Origin of the sequence: Pseudoalteromonas piscicida, from assembly GCF_002208135.1 — a bacterium.
GTDB classification, from domain to species: Bacteria; Pseudomonadota; Gammaproteobacteria; order Enterobacterales; family Alteromonadaceae; genus Pseudoalteromonas; species Pseudoalteromonas piscicida_A.
The window spans coordinates 3,127,364-3,150,902 of the sequence record NZ_CP021646.1 but is presented as its reverse complement, the minus strand read 5'-3'; the positions used below and the strand labels follow the sequence as shown (position 1 = coordinate 3,150,902).

Here is a 23,539-nt window from a genome sequence, read left to right as displayed (position 1 = left end):
ATCGGTTGTATCACTGCTTGGTAATAAGGTAAAATCCGTCGGTTCACGGGCTGTGTAAAACGCGGTTTTGTAGGAAAGTAGGGAGCTGTAAGCAATTGGTCTCCTACGAGGAATATTCTCAACTAATTTGGCTACATATTTATGAAAGTTGTAACAGTAATTGGGGCAAGGCCGCAATTTGTCAAAGCCGCTACATTTAGTCGCGCAGTCAGAGAGCACAATCAAACCAGCCAAAAAGCAGTGCAAGAAGTGATAGTTCATACGGGGCAACATTACGACGCCAATATGAGCGATATCTTTTTTGAAGAGATGCAAATTCCCAAGCCAGATTACAGTCTCGGAATTGGTGGTGGCACCCATGGACAAATGACCGGCCGTCAGTTGGAAGAGATTGAGAAGGTACTATTAGAAGAAAAGCCAGACTGGGTTTTGGTTTATGGTGATACCAATTCGACACTGGCTGGTGCATTAGCTGCAGCAAAGCTTCATATTCCGGTTGCTCACGTTGAAGCTGGGCTACGTAGTTTTAATATGAGGATGCCTGAAGAGATTAATCGTATCCTAACCGACCAAATCAGCAAAATTCTATTCTGTCCTACAGATACCGCTGTGCAAAACTTAGTACGAGAAGGCTTTAAAGACAAAAGCTGTCAGGTACGCAATGTCGGTGATGTGATGCTTGATGCTGCTAGTTTCTATACACAAAGTGCAAAGCGACCAGCTATCCCAGAATATGACAGTTTCTATCTGTGTACAATCCACCGAGCAGAAAACACCGACGATGAAAATCGTCTAAAAAGCATCATTACAGCACTAAATGAGTTATCGGAAACTCAACCTGTTATTTGCCCCATTCACCCTAGAACACAAAAATTAGCTGAATGCTTGGGTCTTGAGATTAAGTTCGATGTAATACCGCCGGTGAGTTATTTCGAAATGGTATGGCTATTAGAGCATTGCGAGATAGTACTAACGGATAGTGGTGGCCTGCAAAAAGAAGCGTATTTTTTCTCAAAGCCATGTATTACAATGCGAGATCAAACTGAGTGGGTTGAACTTGTCAATGCAGGTGTGAATCAACTAGTTGGCGCTGATAAACAGGCAATTTTAAATGCGGTTGACGCTGCAAAGGCAACGAACTTCGCTCAAGCTGAGAGCTTATATGGTAACGGTGAAGCCGCGAAGGCGATATTGGCAGCTCTTCTGGAGTTTGAAAGCGCCTAATGAAACATCAGTTTGAATATATCGCTTTTGTAGATGCCGAGAAGACGCCCGGTGTCGCGAAGAAAATAGACAGTACAGTTGCTTCTGCGCAAAAGTTAGGCTTGAACGCTAAGTCTACTTTGCTTGCGCCAACGATGTCGGGAGCGTGGGGGTTTATCAAAGCCCTGTTAAGTACAAATACAGAAGTATTGTTTGTTCGCTTTTCTAGTTTATTGTTTCCATTTTTGTTTTTTCCTTTTTTGCTCGCGCGACTAAGAGGAACAAAAATAGTAGTGGATGTGCCAACGCCACGAAAGTCCGTGCTGGTAGAGCTTAAAACATCAGAGCCAAGAACGCTTGTAAGAATGTTTAAACAGAGTATCTCATTACTTTCTGGCAGTTGGGTGTTAATGCCTGCAAATCTAATAGTGCAATATGCGCAAGAATCTGCATGGTATTTATTCGGCGTTAAGCATAAAACACTTAAAATTGGTAACGGTATTAATATACCTGAAGATTTGCCTGTGGCGCTGTCATCTTGGCAAGCCGATGATACCTTGAATTTAATTGCGGTAGCGCAACTCGCAGATTGGCATGGATATGATAGGTTGTTGAAAGCAATCGCAGAATTAGTAAATAAACCTGATGCGCCGAAAGTCAGTTTGACTATTGTAGGCGAAGGGGAAGCGTTTGAACCTTTGAAGAAGCTGGCAAAATCATTAAAAATTGATTCACAAGTTGAGTTTACGGGGTTTTTATCTGGCGCTAGGTTAGATGCACAATTTAACAATGCGCACATAGGCATTGCGAGTCTAGGTTTGTACCGCATAGGACTTGATGAAGCATCGGTGTTGAAAGCCAGAGAGTATGTAGCAAGAGGATTAAGTGTCATTGGGGCTGCCAATGATCCGGATTTTCCAGCGGATTCTAATATTCGTTTGATGGTGAGTAATAGTGATAGCACGAATGATATCACGTCTTTGATTTGTGAGTTACCCACTAAGACACTAATGTCACCAAGTGAGTTAAGAAAGTATGCGGAAGAAAACCTGAGCATGGAGAGTAAGCTCAAGCGTATTTTAGATAAGTTAAATTAACAGATAGTGTAGGCGTAATTTGATCCATTCAAAAGTGTTAGATAACAAACTGTCCTCCAAAACAGTATTTGATAAATTACTAGTAGAGAGTACAAAAGGGCTGCCGCGTAGCATCGCTGTGACTTTTGTAAATCCATTTTCATACTCACTATTGAGTAAGAATGCTCGTCTATTATCGGGACTGGACATTATTTTTTCTGATGGGTCGTTGCATACAAAATTACATAACACTTTTAACCAAAATAAAATTCAGCGATTAAGCTTCGACTTTTCTTCGATAGCAGTCGATGTTTTACGCTTTGCCAATCAAACAGGAAAACGCATCGCCTTTATTGGCGCAAAACCGGGATTAGTTGATGTCGCTGTCAAAAATTACGATAGCATGTTTCCGGACCTCAATGTCGTTTTTAAGCATCATGGTTATGTAAATGATGCGGCACTTAAGTCACAAGTCATCGCTGATCTTAATCAGCAGCAGCCAGAAATTATTGTTTGTGGTATGGGGACTCCAAAGCAAGATGAATTTATTGTTGAATTAAAAAATGCTTTAGATGCTCCTGCCTTACTGTTCACTTGTGGCGGATTTATTGAGCAGTCAGCAATTAAAGCTGACTATTATCACCCTTTAGTAAAAAAACTTGGATTACGTTGGTTGCAAAGAGCGGTATTGCATAAGCATGTTCGTCAAAGACTTGTAAGAGAATACCCTAAGTTTGTTGTAAGCTATTTGCGCGCACAAATGAAAAATAAACGCACTCAGTCAATCGAAGAAGCCAACCCTCGCGAGAAATAGGAAAAGTATGTTTTCTCCTTCACCAACAAAAAAAATAGGCATTATTGGCCTTGGTTATGTAGGTCTGCCATTAGCAGCTGAATTTGGTAAATATTTTGACGTTGTTGGGTTTGACATCAATAAACGTCGAATTGAGCAATTACGTGACGGGTTTGATGCCACGTTAGAGGTGAATAAGACACAGCTAACTGAAGCGGCTAAGCTTTCTTACTCCTGTGACGAAAATGACTTAACCTCATGTAACATTTTTATCGTTACGGTTCCTACGCCGATTGACGATACACATGCGCCGGATCTTAATCCACTTCGTAAAGCGTCGGAATTGGTGGCTCGTCATATCAGCTGTAACGACATCGTCATTTTTGAAAGCACAGTATATCCGGGCGCGACAGAAGAAGTCTGTATTCCTATCATTGAGAAGATCTCAGGCCTTAAGTTTAATCAAGACTTCTTTGCTGGATATTCACCAGAGCGGATCAATCCAGGTGACAAAGTTAATACGTTAACAAAGATTACTAAGATCACTTCAGGTTCGACTCCTGAGGTTGCCGACTTTATCGACGAGATGTACCGCTCAATTATCACCGTTGGTACGCATAAAGCATCTTCAATTAAAGTTGCTGAAGCTGCAAAAGTGATAGAGAACACCCAGCGTGACTTAAACATTGCTGTGATTAACGAGTTTGCAAAAATATTCAATCGCTTGAATATTGATACGGAAGAAGTACTAAATGCTGCAGGAACAAAATGGAACTTTTTGAAATTTAAGCCTGGACTGGTCGGCGGTCACTGTATCAGTGTTGACCCTTATTATCTGACTTTTAAAGCAGAAGAGGTTGGTTATCGTCCTGAGGTCATACTTGCCGGACGTCGCATCAATGATGGTATGGGCGAATACGTCGCGACACAGCTAGTTAAGAAGCTTTCAAGCCGTAAAATTCATATAGATGAAGCTAAAGTACTCGTACTTGGGTTTACCTTTAAGGGCGACTGTCCTGACGTGAGAAACACTAAAATTATTGACGTAGTGCGCGAACTTCAAGATTTCAATATGTCAGTTGATGTCTACGATGGCTGGGCGAGTGCAGAAGAAGTAGAAAAAGAGTACGGTATACAGCTTGTCAATCAGATACAGCACGGTCAATACGATGGTATTATCCTCGCGGTCGATCACTCTGAGTTTAAAGAGTGGGGGGTGGAAAAGATCAGAGCATTCGGTAAAGAAGATCATGTTTTATACGATGTTAAACATGTATTAAACCCACAAGATGCAGATATAAGGCTATAACAGAGCAATGGAAAAGATGAAGAATTTCGCATTAATTGGTGCGGCGGGTTATATCGCACCTCGTCATATGAAAGCCATTAAAGAAACTGGTAATCTGCTGTCAGTTGCCTATGACATCAATGATTCTGTGGGTATCATCGATAGTATTTCACCGCAAAGTGAGTTTTTCACAGAGTTTGAGTGCTTCTATGACCATGCGCATCAATTGAAGCGCAATGAAGCGACTAAGCTTGACTATGTTTCTGTTTGCTCACCTAACTATCTACACCACTCGCACATTACCGCTGGTCTGCGTTTGGGCTGTGATGTGATATGCGAAAAGCCTTTAGTACCGACGCTCGCTGAACTTGATGACCTAATTCAGGTTGAGCAAGAAACCGGCAAGAGAGTATTCAACATATTACAGCTAAGACATCACCAAGCTATCTTAGATCTGAAAGATAAGGTCGCAAGTTCGTCAAATACCGACAAGCATGAAGTGGAGTTAACATACATTACTTCTCGTGGTAAGTGGTACATGCAAAGCTGGAAAGGCGATCCTAGAAAATCTTTTGGCGTCGCGACGAATATCGGTGTTCACTTTTTTGACATGCTGCACTTTATTTTTGGTGATTTACAGCGCAACGAATTGCATTTCATGAACAATGACAAAGCGGCTGGTTATTTAGAGTATGAAAATGCCAGAGTAAAATGGTTTTTGTCTATTGATGCTGAAGATTTACCAGAAGTCGTTAAAGGTAAGCAACCGACTTATCGCTCAATCACTTGTGATGGCGAAGAGTTAGAGTTTTCGGGCGGCTTTACCGATCTTCATACTGTTTCTTATCAAGAAATTTTAGCTGGCAGAGGCTATGGCTTAGAAGACGCACGTCACTGTATCGAAACCGTAAATGCAATCCGTCAAGGTAAAGTACATATTGAATCACAAGCGGATGTTCATCCGTTTTTACAAGGTAAGCTCTAATGGCCTACCAAAAGCATGAAAGCGCGATTGTGGATGACGGCGCTCAGATAGGTGAAGGCTCTCGAGTTTGGCATTTTGCACATGTTTGTGGCGGAGCCAAAATTGGTGCCGGCTGTTCGCTCGGGCAAAATGTTTTTGTCGGTAATAAAGTAGAGATTGGTAATAACGTTAAAATCCAGAACAATGTGTCAGTGTATGACAACGTTTATCTAGAAGACGATGTATTTTGTGGTCCGAGCATGGTATTCACTAACGTCTATAATCCGAGGTCGTTTATAGAGCGCAAAACTGAATACCGAGATACTCGAGTCCAGCAAGGCGCAACGCTTGGTGCAAATTGCACAATCGTGTGTGGCGTTACAATCGGCTCGTATGCGTTGATTGGTGCCGGCGCTGTGGTTAATAAAGACGTTCCTCCTTTTGCGCTTATGGTCGGAGTACCAGCGAAACAAATCGGTTGGATCAGTAAATATGGCGAGCAATTAGACTTGCCCCTTGAAGGTGAAGGTCGTTGTGTTTGTCCGCATACTGGCGAGCAGTATGTACTAAACGGAAACCAACTTAGTCATCAATTTTAATGGAATGATGTAATGCAATTTATCGACTTAGCTGCACAGTATCAGCATTTAAAAACAAAAATAGATACACGGATCGCAGCGGTATTAGAACATGGTCAGTACATTATGGGGCCAGAAGTACAAGAGCTTGAAGCTGCATTGTCTGATTATGTAGGTGTAAAGCATACTATCACTTGTGCTAACGGTACTGACGCGCTGTCTTTAGCTCTGATGGCATTAGATGTGAAAGCCGGAGACGCCGTCTTTTGTCCTACTTTTACATTTTTCGCTTCCGCTGAGACTATCGCTTTTGCGGGAGCGACTCCTGTGTTTGTCGATTCTGACACAAAAACATTCAATATTTGTCCAATCGATCTTGAAAACCGAATTAAGCAGGTAATAGACGCTGGTGAATTGACACCTAAAGTGATTATGGCTGTGGATTTATTTGGCTTACCTGCTGATTATCCAGCGATTAAAGAAATTGCGGATAAATATCAACTAAAGATTATTGAAGATGCAGCGCAAGGGTTTGGTGGTGAGATTGATGGCAAACGTGCAGGCTCTTTTGCCGATATAGCTACAACCAGCTTTTTCCCTGCTAAGCCATTAGGGTGCTATGGTGATGGTGGGGCGCTATTTACCGATAACGATGAATATGCTGCATTATTACAATCTCTACGAGTGCATGGTAAAGGCAAAGACAAGTACGATAATGTTCGCATCGGCATGAATAGCCGATTAGATACAATTCAAGCCGCTATTTTATTGGAGAAGCTTGCTGCTTTTCCGACCGAGTTGGAGAATCGTAACCGCGCTGCCAAGAACTATACCAATGATCTTCAGCCGCAGTTTGTTGCGCCTTTTGTGCCTGAGGGATATCTAAGTTCATGGGCGCAATACACTATCCAAGTAGATAATCGTGAACAGGTAATGCAATCATATAAAGAACAAGGTATTCCGACCATGATTTACTATGGCACCTGTATGCATCAGCAAAGTGCTTTTGAGCATTTAGGTCATAAGGAAGGTGATTTTCCGATTGCTGAAAAACTGGCTAAGTCAGTACTGAGTCTGCCTATGCATGGATATTTATGCACCGACAGTACCGAATAATTTTGCTTGTGAGTGCTTAAAAGAATGAATATTTCTGTGGTTATTCCGCTTTTTAATAAAGCCGAATATATTGAACGAGCTGTTCATTCTGTACTATCTCAAAAACATCCAGCGAGTGAGATCATTGTCGTGGACGATGGGTCCACTGATGCTGGCGCGAGTGTAGTTGAAAAAATAAACAGTAGTAAGGTGAGATTATTACAGCAGGCTAACAAAGGCGTTTCTGCTGCAAGAAATGTTGGTGTTCGTGCTGCTAACGCTGAGTTTGTCGCATTCTTGGATGCTGATGATGTTTGGCATGATGACTTTTTGTCTAATATTCAATCTCTTTATCAAACCTTTCCTGATGCACGTATTTTTTGTACTGGCTATGAGTTCAACACAGTGGAAGGGAAGCGAGCGGCCAAAAACCAACACTTACTAGAAAATAGAGGGTTGCTGCAAGATTATTTTTTAGCGTGTTGTAATGCTGATTTACCAATAACTTCGTCATCTGTTTGCATTGCAAAAGAGAGCTTGCTAAAAGTCGGTGGGTTTAAAGAAGGATTAAGCCTTGGTGAAGATCAGGCCGTATGGGGTAGCGTTGCTTGTCAGTGGCCAATTGCTTACGATAAGTCAGTGTCTGTGATGTATGATTTAACGGCTTCTAGTGTTGGGCAGTCGCCGTCGGATTTTGAGCAGCCATCTCCACATATTTTTGAATTTCAGCGTTTGCTGGATGATGGTATTGTGCCTACTGAGCTTATTGGAAGTGTTAAATACCTACAACATCTTACCGTGATGAGCAGTGTAAAAAGTAATTTACTCATTGGTAATCGCATGAAAGCATTAAAGCTTCTGCTAACCCACCCTTTATTACAATGGGATAGGTATCGCGTAGCGGCTTTTTTCTTACTAATAATGCCAAAGAGCTGGATCGCTCGTAGCTATATGGCTTTAAAGCATCGGAGATAAGCATGGTTAGAAAGCAGTTTCTGTTTTTCTTTCTAACATTAGCAATCATGAGTATTGGTATTATTGGTCAATACCATGTGCTGCCAACTAATGCTATTTTCGAATTGCTGGTTCTATGTACTTTTTTGTTTGTTGCTAAGCGCATGTGCCCAAGCGCATGGCTAGTGTTCAGCTGTAGTCTGCTGTATTTGATTATTACGTTAGCCTTAGCTAAGGTTCGCGGTATCCATCCTGTAGATTACTTTATTGCCTATAAAACTTTTTTTTATCTCGCTTTATTGTCATTTTTTTCTTCTAAAGTGTTATTCGAAGAAAAGCTACTGCGACGTTTTTGGCATATTCTTCTGCTACTATTTTTCATCAAATATGTCATTTGGATTGGCCTTGGGCAAGAAGGTCGGCCAGGTATTTTTACCGAAAATAACTATGAAATTATGTTTGTATTGCTATTAGGGTGTGCAATATGGGGCTTTAATCGCTCTTTGTCATTATTCGACTGGATGGCATTAGGTGTGGTTACTTTTCTTTCAGGTTCTCGTTCTGGTGTGATTTGCTTTCTTGCAATGTTCACCATTTTCTATATTAAAGACTTTGGCTGGAAGACCATAATTAAGTTGCTTGTTGTTGCTATAATCGCAGCTGGTGTCGCTGCAACCTTTATTAGTCGTTTGTCGGGCGGTGATATTGAAGCAATCGATAGGGTGGTTTTTTTCCAAGGCTTTTTGAAAGCGATTTCAGGTTGGGGATGGCAGGAATATTTGATTGGTTCGCAAACACTTACAGCAATGCCCGAAAGTGTGTGCACAAGGCTTCAGTATTACCAATCACTATTTAGTGCAGGCAAGCCAGGAGTGTGTTACTCGGTTATATTGCACACTTACCTCACTAGGGCAGTATTTGACCATGGCTTTTTAGGATTATTATTTATCTTTTTGGCAGTGAATCAGCTGCTCAAATTGAGCGATGTTTCACCGCGAGCAAGACTTGCCTGCATCAGTATTTTATTTTTAAATGGAGCATCAGTCAGCTCGATGAATAGTGTGTATGCTATTGTTGGACTGATTATTGTAATGACCGCGTTGTATCCACAGCGGTTGAAATATTATGGTTCTTCAAGTGCAAAGTCAGCTAGAGAGCTAAATGCGTCCACTTAACTGTCATCTTCTTTACTTATAGTAAGCTGAGAGTTGAAAAGAGGCTAAAACTATGAAGATAACAGTTGTTGGTGCAGGTTATGTTGGGCTTTCCAACGCAATTCTTCTCGCGCAGCATAATCAAGTTACATTGCTAGATGTTAACGAGTCCAAGGTTCGCTTGGTGAATGATAAAATTTCGCCTTTCTATGACCCTGAGATTTCAGAGTATCTGCTTTCGAAAAAGCTCGAATTAGTAGCCACAACATGTGCAAAGAGTGCTTTTGGTAACGCCGAGCTTGTTATAATTGCTACACCAACTGATTATGATCCTAAGACGAACTTTTTTAATACAAGTAGTGTAGAAAATGTAATTGGTGAATTGCTGTCTATCAATTCTCAGGCGAAGATCGTAATAAAGTCTACAGTTCCTGTGGGTTTCACTCGTAAAGCTAGGGAGCAGTTTAGCTATGAGAGCATTATATTTTCTCCTGAATTCTTAAGAGAAGGTAAAGCGCTCCACGATAATTTATATCCATCACGGATCATAATTGGTGCTAAATCAGAACATGCACAAATTATAGCTAACCTTTTTCAACAGGGGGCATTAAAAGCGGATATAGATGTGCTTTTTAGTGGGTCAACAGAAGCCGAAGCGATCAAGTTATTCTCGAATACTTATTTGGCGATGCGCGTAGCCTACTTTAATGAGTTAGACAGCTATGCTGAATCTCATGGTTTAAACGCTAAGCAGATAATTGAGGGGGTGTGTTTAGACCCTCGAATTGGCAGTCATTACAATAACCCCTCATTTGGCTATGGTGGCTATTGTTTACCAAAAGACACGAAGCAGCTTTTAGCCAACTATAAAGACGTCCCTAATAATATAATTCAAGCAATTGTTGATGCAAACACAACAAGAAAGGACTTTATTGCCGAGTCAATTTTGCAAAAAGAACCTAAGGTGGTGGGGATCTACCGATTAATAATGAAAGCGGGATCAGACAACTTTAGAGCTTCTGCTATTCAAGGTGTGATGAAAAGAATAAAAGCAAAGGGAGTCGAGGTAGTGGTTTATGAGCCAGTACTGAAAGAGGCAGCTTTCTTTAATTCGAGAGTAGAAAACAACCTAGATGTATTCAAACGTAGTTGTGATGTAATCATCTCTAATCGTATGGTTGAAGAGTTACAAGACGTTACCGAAAAAGTCTACACAAGAGACCTTTTTGGCAGTGACTAGGCTAGACCTAATTGAGAATATGCGTATAATAGAAGGCTTAATTCGTTAGGCTTTTTTAGGGAACGCAACGCATGGAATGCTGGTATTTGCTCTACTGTAAACCAAAACAAGAACACAGAGCACAGTCAAATCTTCAAAATCAAGGGATAGAGTCTTGTTTCCCAACTTTCGTAAAAAGAAAAACCTCTGGCTCAAAAGCGGTGGAGCAACCGCTGTTTCCACGATATTTATTTGTTAAGCTAGATCCACATTCTTCACACTTTTCTGCTGTAAAAAACACTCGCGGTGTTTCTGACTTTATTCGTTATGGTACCGATCTACAAATGGTGCCAGATGAACTCGTTGCTCAACTAATGAATAAAAATGAAATAGCAGACGAGCTCGACCTTCAAGAAGGCGACTTGGTTCAGTTAACAGACGGCTGTTACAAAGACATTCACGCCATATATCAACAACCTGATGGAGAGCTACGTAGCATTTTATTAATTAAACTGCTTAATCATTATGCACAAATCGTTGTTGATAACAGTACAATAAAAAAGGTACAATAAAAACTTCATCCTTTATTCTTATTTATTTGTTATAAAAAGGGTGTACTCTGGTTTGACTGTAAACTTCTTCACGTTGTTAGAAAGATTACATTCTCATAGCGGAACGTTTGCAATTTTGTAGCTGTAATTTAAAAGCCCAAACCATTTTGTAGCAGCGACTTTATGTCGCAAAAACATAATCACCTGGGGTTAACGTGGTAGGAGCGAGTTCACCTCGCGATCTTTTACTTAAACTAAAACCAGCATTTAGGAGCTGCAACCTAAGGGCGGAAGCGTGCCTGAATGCCGTAGCAGCGGCTTTACGCCGCGACAGAATGGTTCAGGCGCGGCTTTACACCGCAAAGACATAAACACCTTAGGTCAACGTGGTAGGAGCGAGTTTACCTCGCGATCTTTCACGTAAACCGAAACCAGCATTTAGGAGCTGCAACCTAAGGGCGGAAGCGTGCTTAAATGCCGTAGCAGCGACTTTATGTCGCGACAGATTGATTCAGGCGCGGCTTTACACCGCAAAGACATAAACACCTTAGGTCAACGTGGTAGGAGCGAGTTTACCTTGCGATCTCTTACGAAAACTAAAACCAGCATTTAGGAGCTACAACCTAAGGGCGGAAGCGTGCCTGAATGCCGTAGCAGCGGCTTTACACCGCAAAGACATAAACACCTTAGGTCAACGTGGTAGGAGCGAGTTTACCTCGCGATCTTTTACTCAAACCGAAACCAGCATTTAGGAGCTCAACCTGAGGGTGGAAGCGTGCCTGAATGCCGTAGCAGCGACTTTACGCCGCGACAGAATAGTTCAGACTTAGTCGTAGCAGCGACTTTATGTCGCGACAAAATGGTTCAAACTCAGACGCCGCGACCAAGCACCAAAGATTAAATTGCAAATTAAGAAATAACAAAAACAATAATCTAAAAAATGAACTCAAACTTGGTAAAGGCTTTTATTCATACCTTCAAGTAAAAACATAGAATATAGAGTGAGATCTTGCGCAAAACCTAGTACTCACTTGCGATTAACAATCGTGCATGCTTTAATTAGCCCACGAAATTTTTATTGCATCTCTACTATTTAATAAAGGGCAATAAAAGTAATGAAAAGAAAAGATTACAACACTTTTGGGAAGAAACAATGGCGCTACGCTGTAAAACTATCATTGCTTCAGCCGTTCTGATGACAATGAGCGGCTGTACACTTGTTCCTGGTGGCCATTTTGAAGGGATCGGCTCTGGTGAACAAACAGCAAATCTAGAACGCGACTTAGAAAAAGTAAATATTCACATCATCGACTCTCAGTTAGTTCAAGAGCACAAAATCAAACAAGCCAAAAAAATTGACCGTTCGTCACTTGCTGGTATCGATGTCTCAAACTATGAATATCGTTTAGGTGTTGGGGATGTCATTACAATTGGCGTTTGGGATCACCCTGAACTTACAATCCCGGCTGCGGTACAAAGAACAGCCGAGTTTGATGGTTTCCGTGTTCAAGCCGACGGCACTATTAATTTTGCCTACGCCCCAAAAGTTCCGGCAGCAGGTAGAACAGTAAATGAGTTACGTGAAGATCTTACTAAACGCTTAAGCCGTGTTATTGAAGAACCACAAATAGACGTAAAAGTGGTTGGTTTTAGAAGTCAAAAAACATACGTAACCGGCGAGGTAACAAAACCGGGTGTATACCCAATCACGGAAACGCCAGTCACGCTAATTGATGCAATAAACCAAGCCGGCGGCTTAACAGAAAGTGCTGATTGGGAAACCGTAACTTTTACTCGCGGTGAGAAAACAGAGGTTATTCAACTCGATGATTTCTATGCTGAGGGTGATATTTCACAAAACCGTTTGTTGCAGCATGGTGATATCATTCATATCAGCCGCAACGACAAACGTAATGTTTATGTTTTAGGTGATGTAATTAAAGCAGGCAAAGTAGACGTAAACCGCTATGGTTTGAGTCTAGCCGAAGCACTTACGGAAGTAGGTGGCTTTAATGAGCGCACAGCTGATGCTAATGGTGTTTTTGTACTGCGTAAACGCGACCTACAAAAAGACGGCGTGCTTGCAGATGTATATCAACTGCACGCAAAAAATGTTGCCTCATTGGTACTTGCAGAGCAATTTGAACTGCAGCCTCAAGATATTGTGTACGTTACCAGCGCACCACTTGCTCGCTGGAACAAAGTTATAAGCTTACTATTGCCTTCGCTATCAACTGTGGATGCAATTCAAGATATTGAAAATCAATAGTGTGATTGCTCATGTTTGATAGTGTATTAATGGTTTGCGCTGGCAATATTTGCCGTAGTCCAACCGCAGAATATGTTTTAAAAAGCAAATTGGCGGGTAAGAATATTCAAGTGTCATCGGCGGGCTTAACCGCGTTAGAGGGTAAATCTGCCGATGCAATGGCACAAGAACTTACTAAGGCGCAAGGTATCAACATGAGTGAGCATCAAGGTCGCCAGCTCAGTGGTACGCTTGTTGCGCAAAACAGTCTCATTTTAGTAATGGAACATAGGCACCTTGATGACTTATGTAGCCGTTACCCTCAAGCTCGCGGTAAAACCTTTTTACTTGGTAAGTGGATTGGCGATAAAGAAATCCCCGATCCTTACCGCCAATCTAAAGAAGCGTTTGAACACGTGTATGAGCTTATCGATAGCGCCTGCAGCGCTTGGCAACAGTATTTATAAGGAATTGCGAGTATATGAATGCTCAGCCAAATCTAATTTCTCCGCAAAAATCTAAACAAGAAGATACGCAAGAGATCGACTTAATGGCACTATTTGGTGCCTTATTAGACGCTAAATGGTTTATTGCCGGTATTACATCTTTATTTATGCTGCTAGGTGTAGCTTACGCCATATTTAGCACGCCAATCTACCAAGCAACCGCAATGGTACAGGTAGAAGAAAAAGGTGGTTCAGTGCCTGGCTTTGACGACATGTCTGGCATGTTTGAAAGTACTTCCGCTGCGGTAACCGAAATCGAGTTACTCAAATCAAGAAGTATTATAGGTGAGGCGGTAGATACGCTTAATCTAGATATAGTAGTAGAACCAAAATTGTTTCCTTTATTAGGGGGGCGAAGCTTTCGTAAGTTCGTACCACAAACTGAAGGTGAAGTTGCGGAAGCAAGCTTTGGCGCAATCTCTTATGCGTGGGGCGGTGAAAAAGTAGAGATCCACCGGTTTAGAGTGCCTAAAAGCGCTGAGGGAACAGAGTTCACTTTATTGGCGCAAACTGATGACAGTTTTGTTCTACTAAATGCAGATGATGAAGAAATGCTTTCTGGTAAAGTTGGGCAAGAGATTAAAGCAGGGCAGTTTGAATTAACCATCAAAACACTTATTGCACGACCTGGTACTGAATTCTCAATTGTAAAACGAAACAGATTACAAACGATATTAGACTTACAAAGTGCTATATCTGCATCTGAAAAAGGCAAAGACTCAGGTATCATCAATCTTGCGCTTCAAGATAAAACCCCAGCCTACGCAGAAAAAGTATTAGACAAAGTTGCCAGTATTTATGTTCGCCGTAACGTCGAACGTAACAGCGCAGAGGCACAGCAGTCTCTTGAGTTTTTAGAGGTGCAGCTTCCAGAAGTTAAGCGTAACTTAGAGCGCGCTGAAAAGGCCTTTAACGATTACCAAATTCGCCAAGAATCCATTGATATTAGCCTAGAAACACAAGGCGTTTTAGAGCAAATAGTTGCATTAGAAACAAAACTACAAGAACTAGAATTAAAACGCTTAGAGCTTGGTCGTAAATTTAAACGCGAACACCCCTCATACCGTGGTGTGGTAGAGCAAATTGATACCGTAAAGCGCCAACGAAACGAATTGGCTGGTGAAGTTCAAGGCTTGCCAGAAACCCAGCGTGAGCTACTACGTTTAAAACGTGATGTAGAAGTAAACAATGAAATTTATACTCTACTTTTAGGAAAAACTCAGGAATTAGATATTGTACGTGCAGGTACGGTGGGTAATGTTCGCATCGTAGATTACGCAGAGGTAAATACAACCCAACCAGTTAAGCCTAAAAAAGCACTAATCGTTGTGATGGCTACCATGTTAGGTGGTATGTTAGCGGTTGCAATCGTACTTATTCAAAAAGCACTGCATAAAGGGATTGAAGACCCAAGTGAAATTGAAGCGTTGGGCTTACCTGTATACGCCAGTGTACCCTTCTCAGATTATCAAGTGAAGCTTACAGGTTTTGCCAAAGCGCGTAAGGGCAAGACAGCAAAAGCAAAATCAATATTGGCAATTGATAATCCAGCAGACCTATCGATAGAAGCTCTACGAAGCCTACGTACAAGCCTACACTTTGCTATGCTAGAAGCAAAAAACAATGTTATCGCTATCTCAGGCCCAAGTCCTGGCGTGGGTAAATCCTTTATTACCGTAAACCTTGCAACCGTTCTGGCGCAAAGTGGCAAACGCATTCTTGTTATTGACGCTGATATGCGTAAAGGCTACCTGCAAACTCAGTTTGGCATGAAATGGGATGACGGTTTAAGTGATTACCTCTCTGGCCGATTGAATTTAGCGCAGGTGATTAAGCCAAGCCAAGTTGAAGATTTGCAAGTAATGACCCGAGGCCAAATACCTCCTAACCCTTCAGAGCTACTAATGCATGAAAACTTTAGCAAGTTGATTGGTGAAGTGAGCAAAATGTACGACTTAGTTATTGTTGATACTCCTCCAATCTTAGCGGTGACAGACCCTGCTATTGTGAGTGCGCATGCAGGCACAACATTACTAGTAACCCGTTTTGGTCAAAACCATGCAAAAGAGCTAGAAATTACACGAAATCGTTTTGAGCAAAATGGTATTGATGTAAAAGGGGTGGTATTCAACGGTGTTGTTCGTAAATCAACTAATGCCTATGGTTACTACGGCTACTACAACTACGAGTACAAGTCAGATAAAGCATAGCAGGTTATGTCGCTGCAACCCGTAGCAACGACTTTATGTTACGACCGTAGCAGCGGCTTTACGTTACGACTCGTAGCAGCGACTTTATGTCGCGACTCGTAGCAGCGACTTTATGTCGCGACTCGTAGAATGGCTTTATGTCGCGACCCGTAGAACGACTTTACGTTACGACTCGTAGCAACGACTTTACGTTACGACCCGTAACAGCGACTTTATGTCGCGACCCGTAGAACGGCTTTACGTTACGACTCGTAGCAGCGACTTTATGTCGCGACCCGTAGCAGCGAGTTTACGTTACGACTTGTAGCAGCGACTTTATGTCGCGACCCGTAGGACGGCTTTACGTTACGACTCGTAGCAACGACTTTATGTTATGATCAATAAGATGAGTTGTTATTGTGAGACATAGGGCAAGCCGAAGTTGGTGCAACATAACAACTCAATGTGTATAAAGTGGCATTATGTTGAGATTGAAAGATAACCAATCAAGGTTACTCAACTGCGGATTTAATTCGTAGAATAATAGCTCTGCATGAAGATATAGGGCGTTATGAATAGAGAGACTGAATAAGACAAGTAAAGCCTCCTAACATCCAATCGGCATTTCTAAATAAACCAGCAGAAAAAATAAAGGGACACTCTGTGAAAGTACTTACAGTATTCGGAACAAGACCAGAAGCAATTAAAATGGCACCTTTAGTATACGCTCTAAAGCAAGATGTACGCTTCGATGCCAAAGTATGTGTTACAGCACAGCACAGAGAGATGTTAGATCAGGTTTTAGAGTTATTCAAAATTACACCTGACTATGATTTAAACCTAATGAAAGCCGGGCAGACGCTACCAGAAGTGACAAGCCGAATTTTATTAGAGCTTACTCCAGTACTTAAAGAGTTTAAGCCAGATGTGGTCTTAGTACATGGCGATACTGCAACCACATTTGCAGCAAGCTTAGCCGCTTATTATGAACAAATTTCAGTTGGTCATGTCGAGGCAGGCTTACGTACAGGCAATATATACTCTCCATGGCCAGAAGAGGCAAACCGTAAGCTTACAGGGGCGCTTACCAGATACCACTTTGCTCCCACTGAGACCTCTAAACAAAACTTGCTAGTTGAAAATTACCATGATGAAAATATATTTGTTACGGGTAACACAGTGATCGATGCTTTGCTAATGGTTAAGCATCAAATAGAAACAGACTCCGAGCTAAGCAATACTCTAGCTGCACAATTCCCCATGTTGGATGAGAGCAAAAAGCTTATCTTAGTTACAGGTCACCGAAGAGAAAGCTTTGGTGGTGGATTTGAGCGTATTTGTGAAGCTCTGGCTAAGACTGCAAAAGCGCATCCAAACTGTCAAATCCTATATCCAGTGCATTTAAATCCAAATGTGCAAGAGCCAGTTAATCGCATTTTAAGCGATATTGACAATGTTCACTTAATAGAACCTCAGCAATATTTGCCTTTTGTTTATTTAATGAATAGAGCACATGTTATTTTAACAGATTCTGGTGGTATCCAAGAAGAGGCGCCCAGCCTCGGCAAGCCAGTTCTAGTTATGCGCGATACCACTGAGCGTCCTGAAGCTGTAAAAGCTGGGACAGTAAAGTTAGTCGGGACTGATGTAGCAGCAATCACCACGTCTTTAGAACAACTGCTAATTAATGAGAAAAGCTACGAGCAAATGAGCAGATCCCATAACCCTTATGGTGATGGAAATGCATGCAAAAGAATCTGCGATATTTTAGCTAAATAAACAATAGTAAGCAGTTTTAAACTTCAAGATATCAAAGGGAAAGTATGTCATTTAATACAATTTCGGTCGTTGGCTTGGGTTACATTGGATTGCCAACAGCAGCGATGTTTGCCTCTCGCAAAAAGAAAGTAATTGGTGTGGATGTTAATCAGCATGCCGTAGACACAATCAATAGAGGTGAAATCCACATCATTGAACCTGAGCTAGATATGATAGTGCATGCAGCGGTTACTGAGGGTTATCTAAAAGCGACAACAAAACCTGAACCTGCAGATGCTTTTTTAATAGCAGTACCTACCCCTTTTAAAAATAATGGCTCAGAAATTCCAGAGCCTGATTTGACTTATATTAAGTCGGCTGCTGATGCGATTGCGCCGGTTCTGAAAAAAGGTGACTTGGTTATCCTTGAGTCAACATCACCCGTTGGCGCGACTGAGAAAGTGGCTGAGTGGTTAGCTGAGGCAAGAGCTGATCTAAGTTTCCCGCAAGACTGTGGAGAGGACTCTGACATCCGGATTGCTCATTGCCCTGAACGGGTTCTGCCAGGACATGTAGTCCGTGAACTGGTTGAAAACGATCGCGTTATTGGTGGAATGACTGCTAAATGTTCTCAAGCCTCTATCGACCTTTATAAAATCTTCGTTAACGGGGAGTGTGTCGTTACGAATGCAAGAACAGCCGAGATGGCCAAATTGACCGAGAACTCTTGTCGAGATGTTCAAATTGCATTTGCAAATGAGCTTTCTGTGCTTTGCGACCAGTTAGATATCGATGTCTGGGAGTTAATCTCTTTAGCTAATCGTCACCCCCGAATAAATATTCTTCAGCCAGGGCCTGGTGTCGGTGGGCATTGTATCGCTGTAGACCCTTGGTTTATTGTAAGCAAAACTCCGGAGCTGTCCAAAATAATTCATACTGCAAGACTTGTGAATGACGCTAAGCCTCAATGGGTAATTGATAAAGTGAAAGGTGAATTATTTAAGATATTACAAAATTCACCAAATACATCGATGGAGTCTATCACCGTTGCTTGCTACGGTTTGTCTTTTAAACCTGACATAGACGATTTACGTGAAAGCCCTGCGTTAACGGTTGCTGGAGAAATACGAAGGCTGCATAAAGGAGAGGTATTGGTCGTTGAACCTAATATCAACCAGTTACCAAGCTCTTTGACGGATTGTAAGTTGACGAGCCTTGAAAGTGCAGCAAAGGATGCGGATCTTCATGTGATTTTGGTTAATCATAAGGAGTTTTCTAAGGTAGCTTTTGAAAACTGCAATCACGTTTTAGATACTGTTGGAGCTTTGAGGTAATACCATGGTAAATAAAGGGATCATCCTTGCTGGGGGAAGTGGTACACGATTATATCCATTAACGAAGGTTATCAGTAAGCAGTTGATGCCAGTCTATGATAAGCCAATGGTGTATTACCCAATCGCAACATTAATGAATGCCGGTATTCAGGACATTTTAATTATCACTACGCCGGCAGAGCAGATTAGATTTCACGAGCTCTTAGGAGATGGAAAAGATTGGGGCATCAATATTGAATATGTTGTACAGCCTTCTCCTGATGGTTTAGCACAAGCTTTTTTACTAGGCGAGTCATTTATTGGAGACTCAAATGTTGCCTTAATTTTGGGTGACAACCTGTTTTATGGTCATGATTTAGTAAAATCTCTACAAGCTGCGGCTAATCGGACTGAAGGTGGAACTGTATTTGGTTACCATGTAGCCAACCCTAAAGCATATGGTGTGGTTGAATTTGATGAATCAGGTAAAGCGATTTCAGTAGAAGAAAAACCGCTGCAACCGAAATCAAATTATGCGGTTCCTGGTTTATATTTCTTTGATAATAAAGTAATTGAATACGCGAAGAATGTTAAGCCTTCTGCGCGAGGTGAATTGGAGATTACTGATGTCATTGAGCAGTACCTCCACGCAGGTACGTTAAATGTCGAAATTATGGGTCGTGGGACAGCTTGGTTAGATACTGGTACTCACGATAGCTTACTGCAAGCTGCGCAATTTATCGAAACACTTGAAAAGCGTCAGGGCTTAAAAGTTAATTGTCCGGAAGAGGTGGCGTATCGTATGGGTTACATTAGTGAACAGCAGTTGCGCGATTTGGCTGAGCCATTACGAAAAAGTGGCTACGGCGAATACCTTCTCAGTTTACTGACTCATAAGGTGTTTTCATGAATATAATTGATACAAAAATTCCTGAAGTAAAAATTCTCGAGCCGAAAGTGTTTGGTGATGAACGAGGATTCTTCATGGAAACCTTCAGAGAAGAGTGGTTTAAAGAACATGTAGCAAATGTCACGTTCGTTCAGGATAATCATAGCAAGTCTGCTCAGGGGATCTTACGTGGACTCCATTATCAAACTGAACAAACACAAGGCAAGTTAGTACGAGTAACTCAAGGTGAAGTCTATGATGTCGCAGTAGATATGCGTAAAAGCAGCCCGACATTTGGACAGCATGTCGGTGTCTTTTTAAGCGCAGAAAATAAGCGCCAGCTTTGGGTACCAGAAGGTTTTGCACATGGTTTTTACGTAACGAGTGAGTCGGCAGAGTTTGTTTATAAATGCACAGATTATTACGCGCCGCAGTTTGAGCAAAGCGTACTCTGGAATGATCCAGCATTGGAAATTCAGTGGCCTTTAGCAAATGGGCAAAAGCCGCTTCTTTCTCCTAAAGATGAGGCTGGCCTGCTAATTACGAATGCACCAACGTTTTAAGAGAAGAGAAGTAATGAGGAAAACTATTTTTGTAACCGGTGGTGCAGGCTTTATTGGTTCAGCCCTGGTACGCTTTTTGATAAACGAAACAGAGCACAATGTTGTTAATTACGACAAATTAACCTATGCAGGAAACTTAGAATCTTTGCGCTCCATCGAAAGTAATGAGCGTTATCATTTTATCCAGGGTGACATCTGTGATCGCGCTAAGGTACTTGAAGTGTTTAATGAGTACCGGCCAGATTTCATTATGCACTTAGCTGCTGAGAGTCATGTGGATCGTTCAATTGACGGTCCGGGTGAATTTATTCAAACAAATGTTGTTGGCACCTATGAGCTGTTAGAAGCTGCGCGAAGCTACTACAGCACTTTAACGGAAGAAAATAAAGAGCTCTTTCGTTTTCATCATATTTCTACTGATGAAGTTTATGGTGACTTGGGTGAGACAGGGCTGTTCACTGAAGAAACTCCATATGAGCCGAGTTCACCATACTCAGCATCAAAAGCTGCTTCAGACCATCTAGTCAGAGCATGGCAACGTACATATAACTTACCAGTAGTACTAACTAACTGTTCGAATAATTACGGCCCTTATCATTTTCCCGAAAAGTTGATTCCTTTGATTATTTTAAATGCTTTAGAGGGAAAACAACTTCCGGTGTATGGCGATGGTAAACAAGTTCGCGATTGGCTATTCGTAGAAGACCATGCCCGTGCACTATACAAGGTCGTAACCAACGGAAAGCTGGGTGAAACTTACAATATTGGCGGCTTTAACGAAAAGCAGAATATCGAAGTTGTCACGACGATTTGCAACCATTTAAATGATCTGATTGAAGATAAGCCTAATAATTTGTCAGACTTCAAAGAACTAATCACATTTGTAGCTGATAGGCCTGGGCACGATGTCCGTTACGCAATAGATGCGACAAAGATCAACAGAGAGTTAGGCTGGCAGCCAGAAGAAACATTTGAAACTGGCATCTTAAAAGCCATTAAGTGGTATTTAGATAACCAGGAATGGTGTAGGAATGTGCAAGATGGCTCTTATCAGAGAGAGCGTTTAGGAACAAGTTAAATGGATGTTTTAATAATAGGAAAAAGCGGGCAGGTTGCATGGGAGTTAATGCAAACCTGCCCAGATCATATCACTGCAATGGCTCTAGGCCGCAATGACATTGACATTACATCAGCAAAGAGTATTGAGAATGCAATTGTTGAATATAACCCTACAGCCATTATAAATGCCTCAGCTTATACTGCAGTAGATAAAGCAGAATCTGATACAGAAAATGCGTATCTTATTAATGCAACTGCAGTTGAGTTATTGGCTAAATCAGCACATACGCATGGAATACGCTTACTGCATATCTCGACTGATTTCGTATTTGATGGCAACCAGAACAGGGCTTATCAGGTAGATGACCAAACTAATCCAATAAATGTATATGGGGCATCTAAGCTAGCTGGTGAAGAAGCAATAAAGAAATATCATACTCACAATTCAACAGTTGTAAGAACATCCTGGGTCTACTCAAGTCATGGTAATAATTTTGTAAAGACGATGCTGCGTTTAATGTCGGAGAAAGAGGAACTCAACATTGTTAGTGACCAAATTGGCTGTCCGACTAACGCGAAGGGTTTGGCAAAGTACCTTTGGACATTGGCAGAGCATAATAACCTTTCTGCAGTATATCATTACAGCGATCTCGGTATTGCCAGTTGGTATGACTTTGCAGTTGCAATTCAGGAGCTCTCATTTGAGTTGGGCTTATTAGAGAAGAAAATCTCAATCAATCCAATCCCTAGTAGCGCTTACCCGACTCCCGCTAAAAGGCCGTCTTTTGGTCTTTTAAAAGTCGAGAAAAGTGAGCAACATTGGCAATTAGGGTTACGCGAAACCTTAAAGCTCATTAATTTGAACAAGAACTAGCTATTGTATGGAGGGGAAGTGAAGAGGTTTTGTATCCTATTTGCAGTACGAGGTGGGGCAGCAATCATGTCCATACTCTCTTCTATACTGGTCGCAAGGACTGCGCCAATTGAGGATGCTGGTGTTTACTTTCTTTTTTTAAACTATGTAATCCTTTTTGGTGTTGTTTTTTCTTTAGGTTTTCATATTTTACTTGTAAAAAGGTTTGCTAACACTCTAAGTAATATAACTCAATTGGACTATTTGAAAAAAGCGATTTTCCTCATCAGTCTTGGACCATTGTTTTTGATATATACTAATGAGCTGCTCTCATTCCCTGCAAATATATTACCTAGTTTGCAAAATACGCGCATGATGAGCTTAGCGATTTTTACAGGCTTCATTTGGGCAATTGTTTCATCCCTGTCAGGTGCAGCGTTGGGACTTGGGAAACCGAATTTCTCCACAATTTGCCAGAATATGATTCCATATACAGGTGTGTGTTTAATATCTGTTCTATTTATGCTTAGAGGAGAGATGCTTGTATTAAATGAACTGATAGCGTTACTTGTTATTGGTGGTATAGCATCTGTATTAGTTCTTGGTATATTTCATTTTAAGAATACCAGAAAAGCCAAAATGGAAGAGAATAGAGCACCAGTGGATTTTACTGGAAGTGGCTTTTTTTGGTTAAGCTCATTATTGCAAGCATTTCTTTTCTCAGGCACAATTATCTATTGCTCTAATTTTTTAGATGCAAAGGATATAGCCGGCTTGTATACTGCTCAGCGCATAACGGCAGCCGTATCATTTGTAATGATAGTTATAAATTTGATTGCACAACCTGTTTTCTCAAGGTTATACCATGAAGGTAAAGTTGAAGATTTAAAGGCCGCAGTTAAGAAGTTTACCTTGTATCCTGCATTAATTTCATTTCCATTTATAGTTTTAATTTATACTTTTAATGTCGAGATTATGGGGGTGATTAATGCTTCATATTCTGAGTATAGTAACTTGCTTTCAGTATTGCTTTTAGGTTATTTTTTGGCGTTAATATGCGGACCAGTAATTCCACTGCTGCAAATGACTGGAAATGAGAAAAAGCAAACCATTGTTAATGTTGCATTGCTTTTCCCTGTGTTTTTGAATTCTACACTTTTGACCAAAAATTTTGGTGTTACAGGTTTAGCTTGGGGCTTGACATTATTGTTGCTTTTTCAAAACGTACCTCTAGTTATTTTAATTAAAAAAAGGCTGGGCTTTATCCCGATTATAGGAAGGTAATT

General features: G+C 41.3%; 21 protein-coding genes. All 21 read left to right on the top strand.

What is annotated here, in order from left to right:
* Nucleotides 1-141 precede the first annotated feature (141 nt).
* The 21 genes from wecB (B1L02_RS14615) to B1L02_RS14515 all read left to right on the top strand — a co-directional run bounded on the left by wecB (B1L02_RS14615) (nt 142) and on the right by B1L02_RS14515 (nt 23,537).
* Nucleotides 142-1,224 (top strand): non-hydrolyzing UDP-N-acetylglucosamine 2-epimerase, encoded by a 1,083-nt coding sequence (gene wecB / locus B1L02_RS14615; RefSeq protein WP_088531612.1) that lies wholly within the window; start codon nt 142-144, stop codon nt 1,222-1,224.
* Nucleotides 1,224-2,300, top strand: coding sequence for a glycosyltransferase (locus B1L02_RS14610; protein ID WP_088531611.1), 1,077 nt, complete (start codon nt 1,224-1,226; stop codon nt 2,298-2,300). The genes wecB (B1L02_RS14615) and B1L02_RS14610 overlap by 1 nt, the downstream gene beginning before the upstream one ends.
* Nucleotides 2,301-2,334: 34 nt before the next feature.
* Complete coding sequence (locus B1L02_RS14605) at nt 2,335-3,093, top strand: WecB/TagA/CpsF family glycosyltransferase (protein ID WP_157757248.1); 759 nt, start codon at nt 2,335-2,337, stop codon at nt 3,091-3,093.
* 7 nt (nt 3,094-3,100) lie between these two features.
* On the top strand, nt 3,101-4,381 hold the full coding sequence (gene tviB / locus B1L02_RS14600) for a Vi polysaccharide biosynthesis UDP-N-acetylglucosamine C-6 dehydrogenase TviB (protein WP_088531609.1): 1,281 nt from the start codon (nt 3,101-3,103) through the stop codon (nt 4,379-4,381).
* A gap of 16 nt (nt 4,382-4,397) precedes the next feature.
* Nucleotides 4,398-5,345, top strand: a complete 948-nt coding sequence (locus tag B1L02_RS14595) for a Gfo/Idh/MocA family oxidoreductase (RefSeq protein WP_088531608.1) — start codon at nt 4,398-4,400, stop codon at nt 5,343-5,345.
* Nucleotides 5,345-5,923, top strand: a complete 579-nt coding sequence (locus B1L02_RS14590; RefSeq protein WP_045962981.1) for an acyltransferase — start codon at nt 5,345-5,347, stop codon at nt 5,921-5,923. The genes B1L02_RS14595 and B1L02_RS14590 overlap by 1 nt, the downstream gene beginning before the upstream one ends.
* Nucleotides 5,924-5,935: 12 nt before the next feature.
* Nucleotides 5,936-7,018, top strand: a complete 1,083-nt coding sequence (locus B1L02_RS14585; RefSeq protein WP_088531607.1) for a DegT/DnrJ/EryC1/StrS family aminotransferase — start codon at nt 5,936-5,938, stop codon at nt 7,016-7,018.
* Nucleotides 7,019-7,042: 24 nt separating this feature from the next.
* Nucleotides 7,043-7,972, top strand: a complete 930-nt coding sequence (locus tag B1L02_RS14580) for a glycosyltransferase family 2 protein (RefSeq protein WP_088531606.1) — start codon at nt 7,043-7,045, stop codon at nt 7,970-7,972.
* 2 nt (nt 7,973-7,974) lie between these two features.
* Nucleotides 7,975-9,126 (top strand): hypothetical protein, encoded by a 1,152-nt coding sequence (locus tag B1L02_RS14575; RefSeq protein WP_088531605.1) that lies wholly within the window; start codon nt 7,975-7,977, stop codon nt 9,124-9,126.
* A 52-nt stretch (nt 9,127-9,178) separates the two neighbouring features.
* A complete protein-coding gene (locus B1L02_RS14570) occupies nt 9,179-10,345 on the top strand; it encodes a nucleotide sugar dehydrogenase (protein WP_088531604.1) in 1,167 nt (388 codons plus the stop codon).
* A 71-nt stretch (nt 10,346-10,416) separates the two neighbouring features.
* Nucleotides 10,417-10,896 carry a transcription/translation regulatory transformer protein RfaH gene (gene rfaH, locus B1L02_RS14565; protein ID WP_088531603.1) on the top strand — a complete coding sequence of 160 codons (480 nt, stop codon included), beginning with the start codon at nt 10,417-10,419 and terminating at the stop codon, nt 10,894-10,896.
* Nucleotides 10,897-12,028: 1,132 nt separating this feature from the next.
* Entirely contained in the window at nt 12,029-13,144 is a 1,116-nt protein-coding gene (locus B1L02_RS14560) for a polysaccharide export protein (RefSeq protein ID WP_088531602.1), read from the top strand.
* An 11-nt stretch (nt 13,145-13,155) separates the two neighbouring features.
* The gene (locus B1L02_RS14555) at nt 13,156-13,590 is read left to right on the top strand and encodes a low molecular weight protein-tyrosine-phosphatase (RefSeq protein WP_088531601.1); all 435 of its coding nucleotides are present in this window, start codon (nt 13,156-13,158) and stop codon (nt 13,588-13,590) included.
* Between the two features lie 14 nt (nt 13,591-13,604).
* The gene (locus B1L02_RS14550; protein WP_088531600.1) at nt 13,605-15,839 is read left to right on the top strand and encodes a polysaccharide biosynthesis tyrosine autokinase; all 2,235 of its coding nucleotides are present in this window, start codon (nt 13,605-13,607) and stop codon (nt 15,837-15,839) included.
* A gap of 642 nt (nt 15,840-16,481) precedes the next feature.
* Nucleotides 16,482-17,597 (top strand): non-hydrolyzing UDP-N-acetylglucosamine 2-epimerase, encoded by a 1,116-nt coding sequence (gene wecB / locus B1L02_RS14545; RefSeq protein ID WP_088531599.1) that lies wholly within the window; start codon nt 16,482-16,484, stop codon nt 17,595-17,597.
* Nucleotides 17,598-17,641: 44 nt separating this feature from the next.
* Nucleotides 17,642-18,910 carry a UDP-N-acetyl-D-mannosamine dehydrogenase gene (gene wecC / locus B1L02_RS14540; RefSeq protein ID WP_088531598.1) on the top strand — a complete coding sequence of 423 codons (1,269 nt, stop codon included), beginning with the start codon at nt 17,642-17,644 and terminating at the stop codon, nt 18,908-18,910.
* 4 nt (nt 18,911-18,914) lie between these two features.
* A complete protein-coding gene (rfbA, locus tag B1L02_RS14535) occupies nt 18,915-19,799 on the top strand; it encodes a glucose-1-phosphate thymidylyltransferase RfbA (protein ID WP_088531597.1) in 885 nt (294 codons plus the stop codon).
* Nucleotides 19,796-20,341 (top strand): dTDP-4-dehydrorhamnose 3,5-epimerase, encoded by a 546-nt coding sequence (gene rfbC, locus B1L02_RS14530; protein WP_088531596.1) that lies wholly within the window; start codon nt 19,796-19,798, stop codon nt 20,339-20,341. The genes rfbA and rfbC overlap by 4 nt, the downstream gene beginning before the upstream one ends.
* 13 nt (nt 20,342-20,354) lie before the next feature.
* The gene (rfbB, locus tag B1L02_RS14525) at nt 20,355-21,419 is read left to right on the top strand and encodes a dTDP-glucose 4,6-dehydratase (protein ID WP_088531595.1); all 1,065 of its coding nucleotides are present in this window, start codon (nt 20,355-20,357) and stop codon (nt 21,417-21,419) included.
* Nucleotides 21,420-22,274: a dTDP-4-dehydrorhamnose reductase gene (rfbD, locus tag B1L02_RS14520; RefSeq protein ID WP_088531594.1), complete on the top strand. Its 855-nt coding sequence runs from the start codon at nt 21,420-21,422 to the stop codon at nt 22,272-22,274. It abuts the gene before it with no gap.
* Nucleotides 22,275-22,340: 66 nt separating this feature from the next.
* Complete coding sequence (locus B1L02_RS14515; RefSeq protein WP_157757247.1) at nt 22,341-23,537, top strand: lipopolysaccharide biosynthesis protein; 1,197 nt, start codon at nt 22,341-22,343, stop codon at nt 23,535-23,537.
* Nucleotides 23,538-23,539 lie beyond the last annotated feature (2 nt).

Bases quoted from the DNA above. Each gene is read 5' to 3' on its own strand.
- wecB (WP_088531612.1), top strand. From the start codon at position 142: ATGAAAGTTGTAACAGTAATTGGGGCAAGGCCGCAATTTGTCAAAGCC.
- B1L02_RS14610 (WP_088531611.1), top strand. From the start codon at position 1,224: ATGAAACATCAGTTTGAATATATCGCTTTTGTAGATGCCGAGAAGACG.
- tviB (WP_088531609.1), top strand. From the start codon at position 3,101: ATGTTTTCTCCTTCACCAACAAAAAAAATAGGCATTATTGGCCTTGGT.
- B1L02_RS14595 (WP_088531608.1), top strand. From the start codon at position 4,398: ATGAAGAATTTCGCATTAATTGGTGCGGCGGGTTATATCGCACCTCGT.
- B1L02_RS14590 (WP_045962981.1), top strand. From the start codon at position 5,345: ATGGCCTACCAAAAGCATGAAAGCGCGATTGTGGATGACGGCGCTCAG.
- B1L02_RS14585 (WP_088531607.1), top strand. From the start codon at position 5,936: ATGCAATTTATCGACTTAGCTGCACAGTATCAGCATTTAAAAACAAAA.
- B1L02_RS14580 (WP_088531606.1), top strand. From the start codon at position 7,043: ATGAATATTTCTGTGGTTATTCCGCTTTTTAATAAAGCCGAATATATT.
- B1L02_RS14575 (WP_088531605.1), top strand. From the start codon at position 7,975: ATGGTTAGAAAGCAGTTTCTGTTTTTCTTTCTAACATTAGCAATCATG.
- B1L02_RS14570 (WP_088531604.1), top strand. From the start codon at position 9,179: ATGAAGATAACAGTTGTTGGTGCAGGTTATGTTGGGCTTTCCAACGCA.
- rfaH (WP_088531603.1), top strand. From the start codon at position 10,417: ATGGAATGCTGGTATTTGCTCTACTGTAAACCAAAACAAGAACACAGA.
- B1L02_RS14560 (WP_088531602.1), top strand. From the start codon at position 12,029: ATGGCGCTACGCTGTAAAACTATCATTGCTTCAGCCGTTCTGATGACA.
- B1L02_RS14555 (WP_088531601.1), top strand. From the start codon at position 13,156: ATGTTTGATAGTGTATTAATGGTTTGCGCTGGCAATATTTGCCGTAGT.
- B1L02_RS14550 (WP_088531600.1), top strand. From the start codon at position 13,605: ATGAATGCTCAGCCAAATCTAATTTCTCCGCAAAAATCTAAACAAGAA.
- wecC (WP_088531598.1), top strand. From the start codon at position 17,642: ATGTCATTTAATACAATTTCGGTCGTTGGCTTGGGTTACATTGGATTG.
- rfbA (WP_088531597.1), top strand. From the start codon at position 18,915: ATGGTAAATAAAGGGATCATCCTTGCTGGGGGAAGTGGTACACGATTA.
- rfbC (WP_088531596.1), top strand. From the start codon at position 19,796: ATGAATATAATTGATACAAAAATTCCTGAAGTAAAAATTCTCGAGCCG.
- rfbB (WP_088531595.1), top strand. From the start codon at position 20,355: ATGAGGAAAACTATTTTTGTAACCGGTGGTGCAGGCTTTATTGGTTCA.
- rfbD (WP_088531594.1), top strand. From the start codon at position 21,420: ATGGATGTTTTAATAATAGGAAAAAGCGGGCAGGTTGCATGGGAGTTA.
- B1L02_RS14515 (WP_157757247.1), top strand. From the start codon at position 22,341: ATGTCCATACTCTCTTCTATACTGGTCGCAAGGACTGCGCCAATTGAG.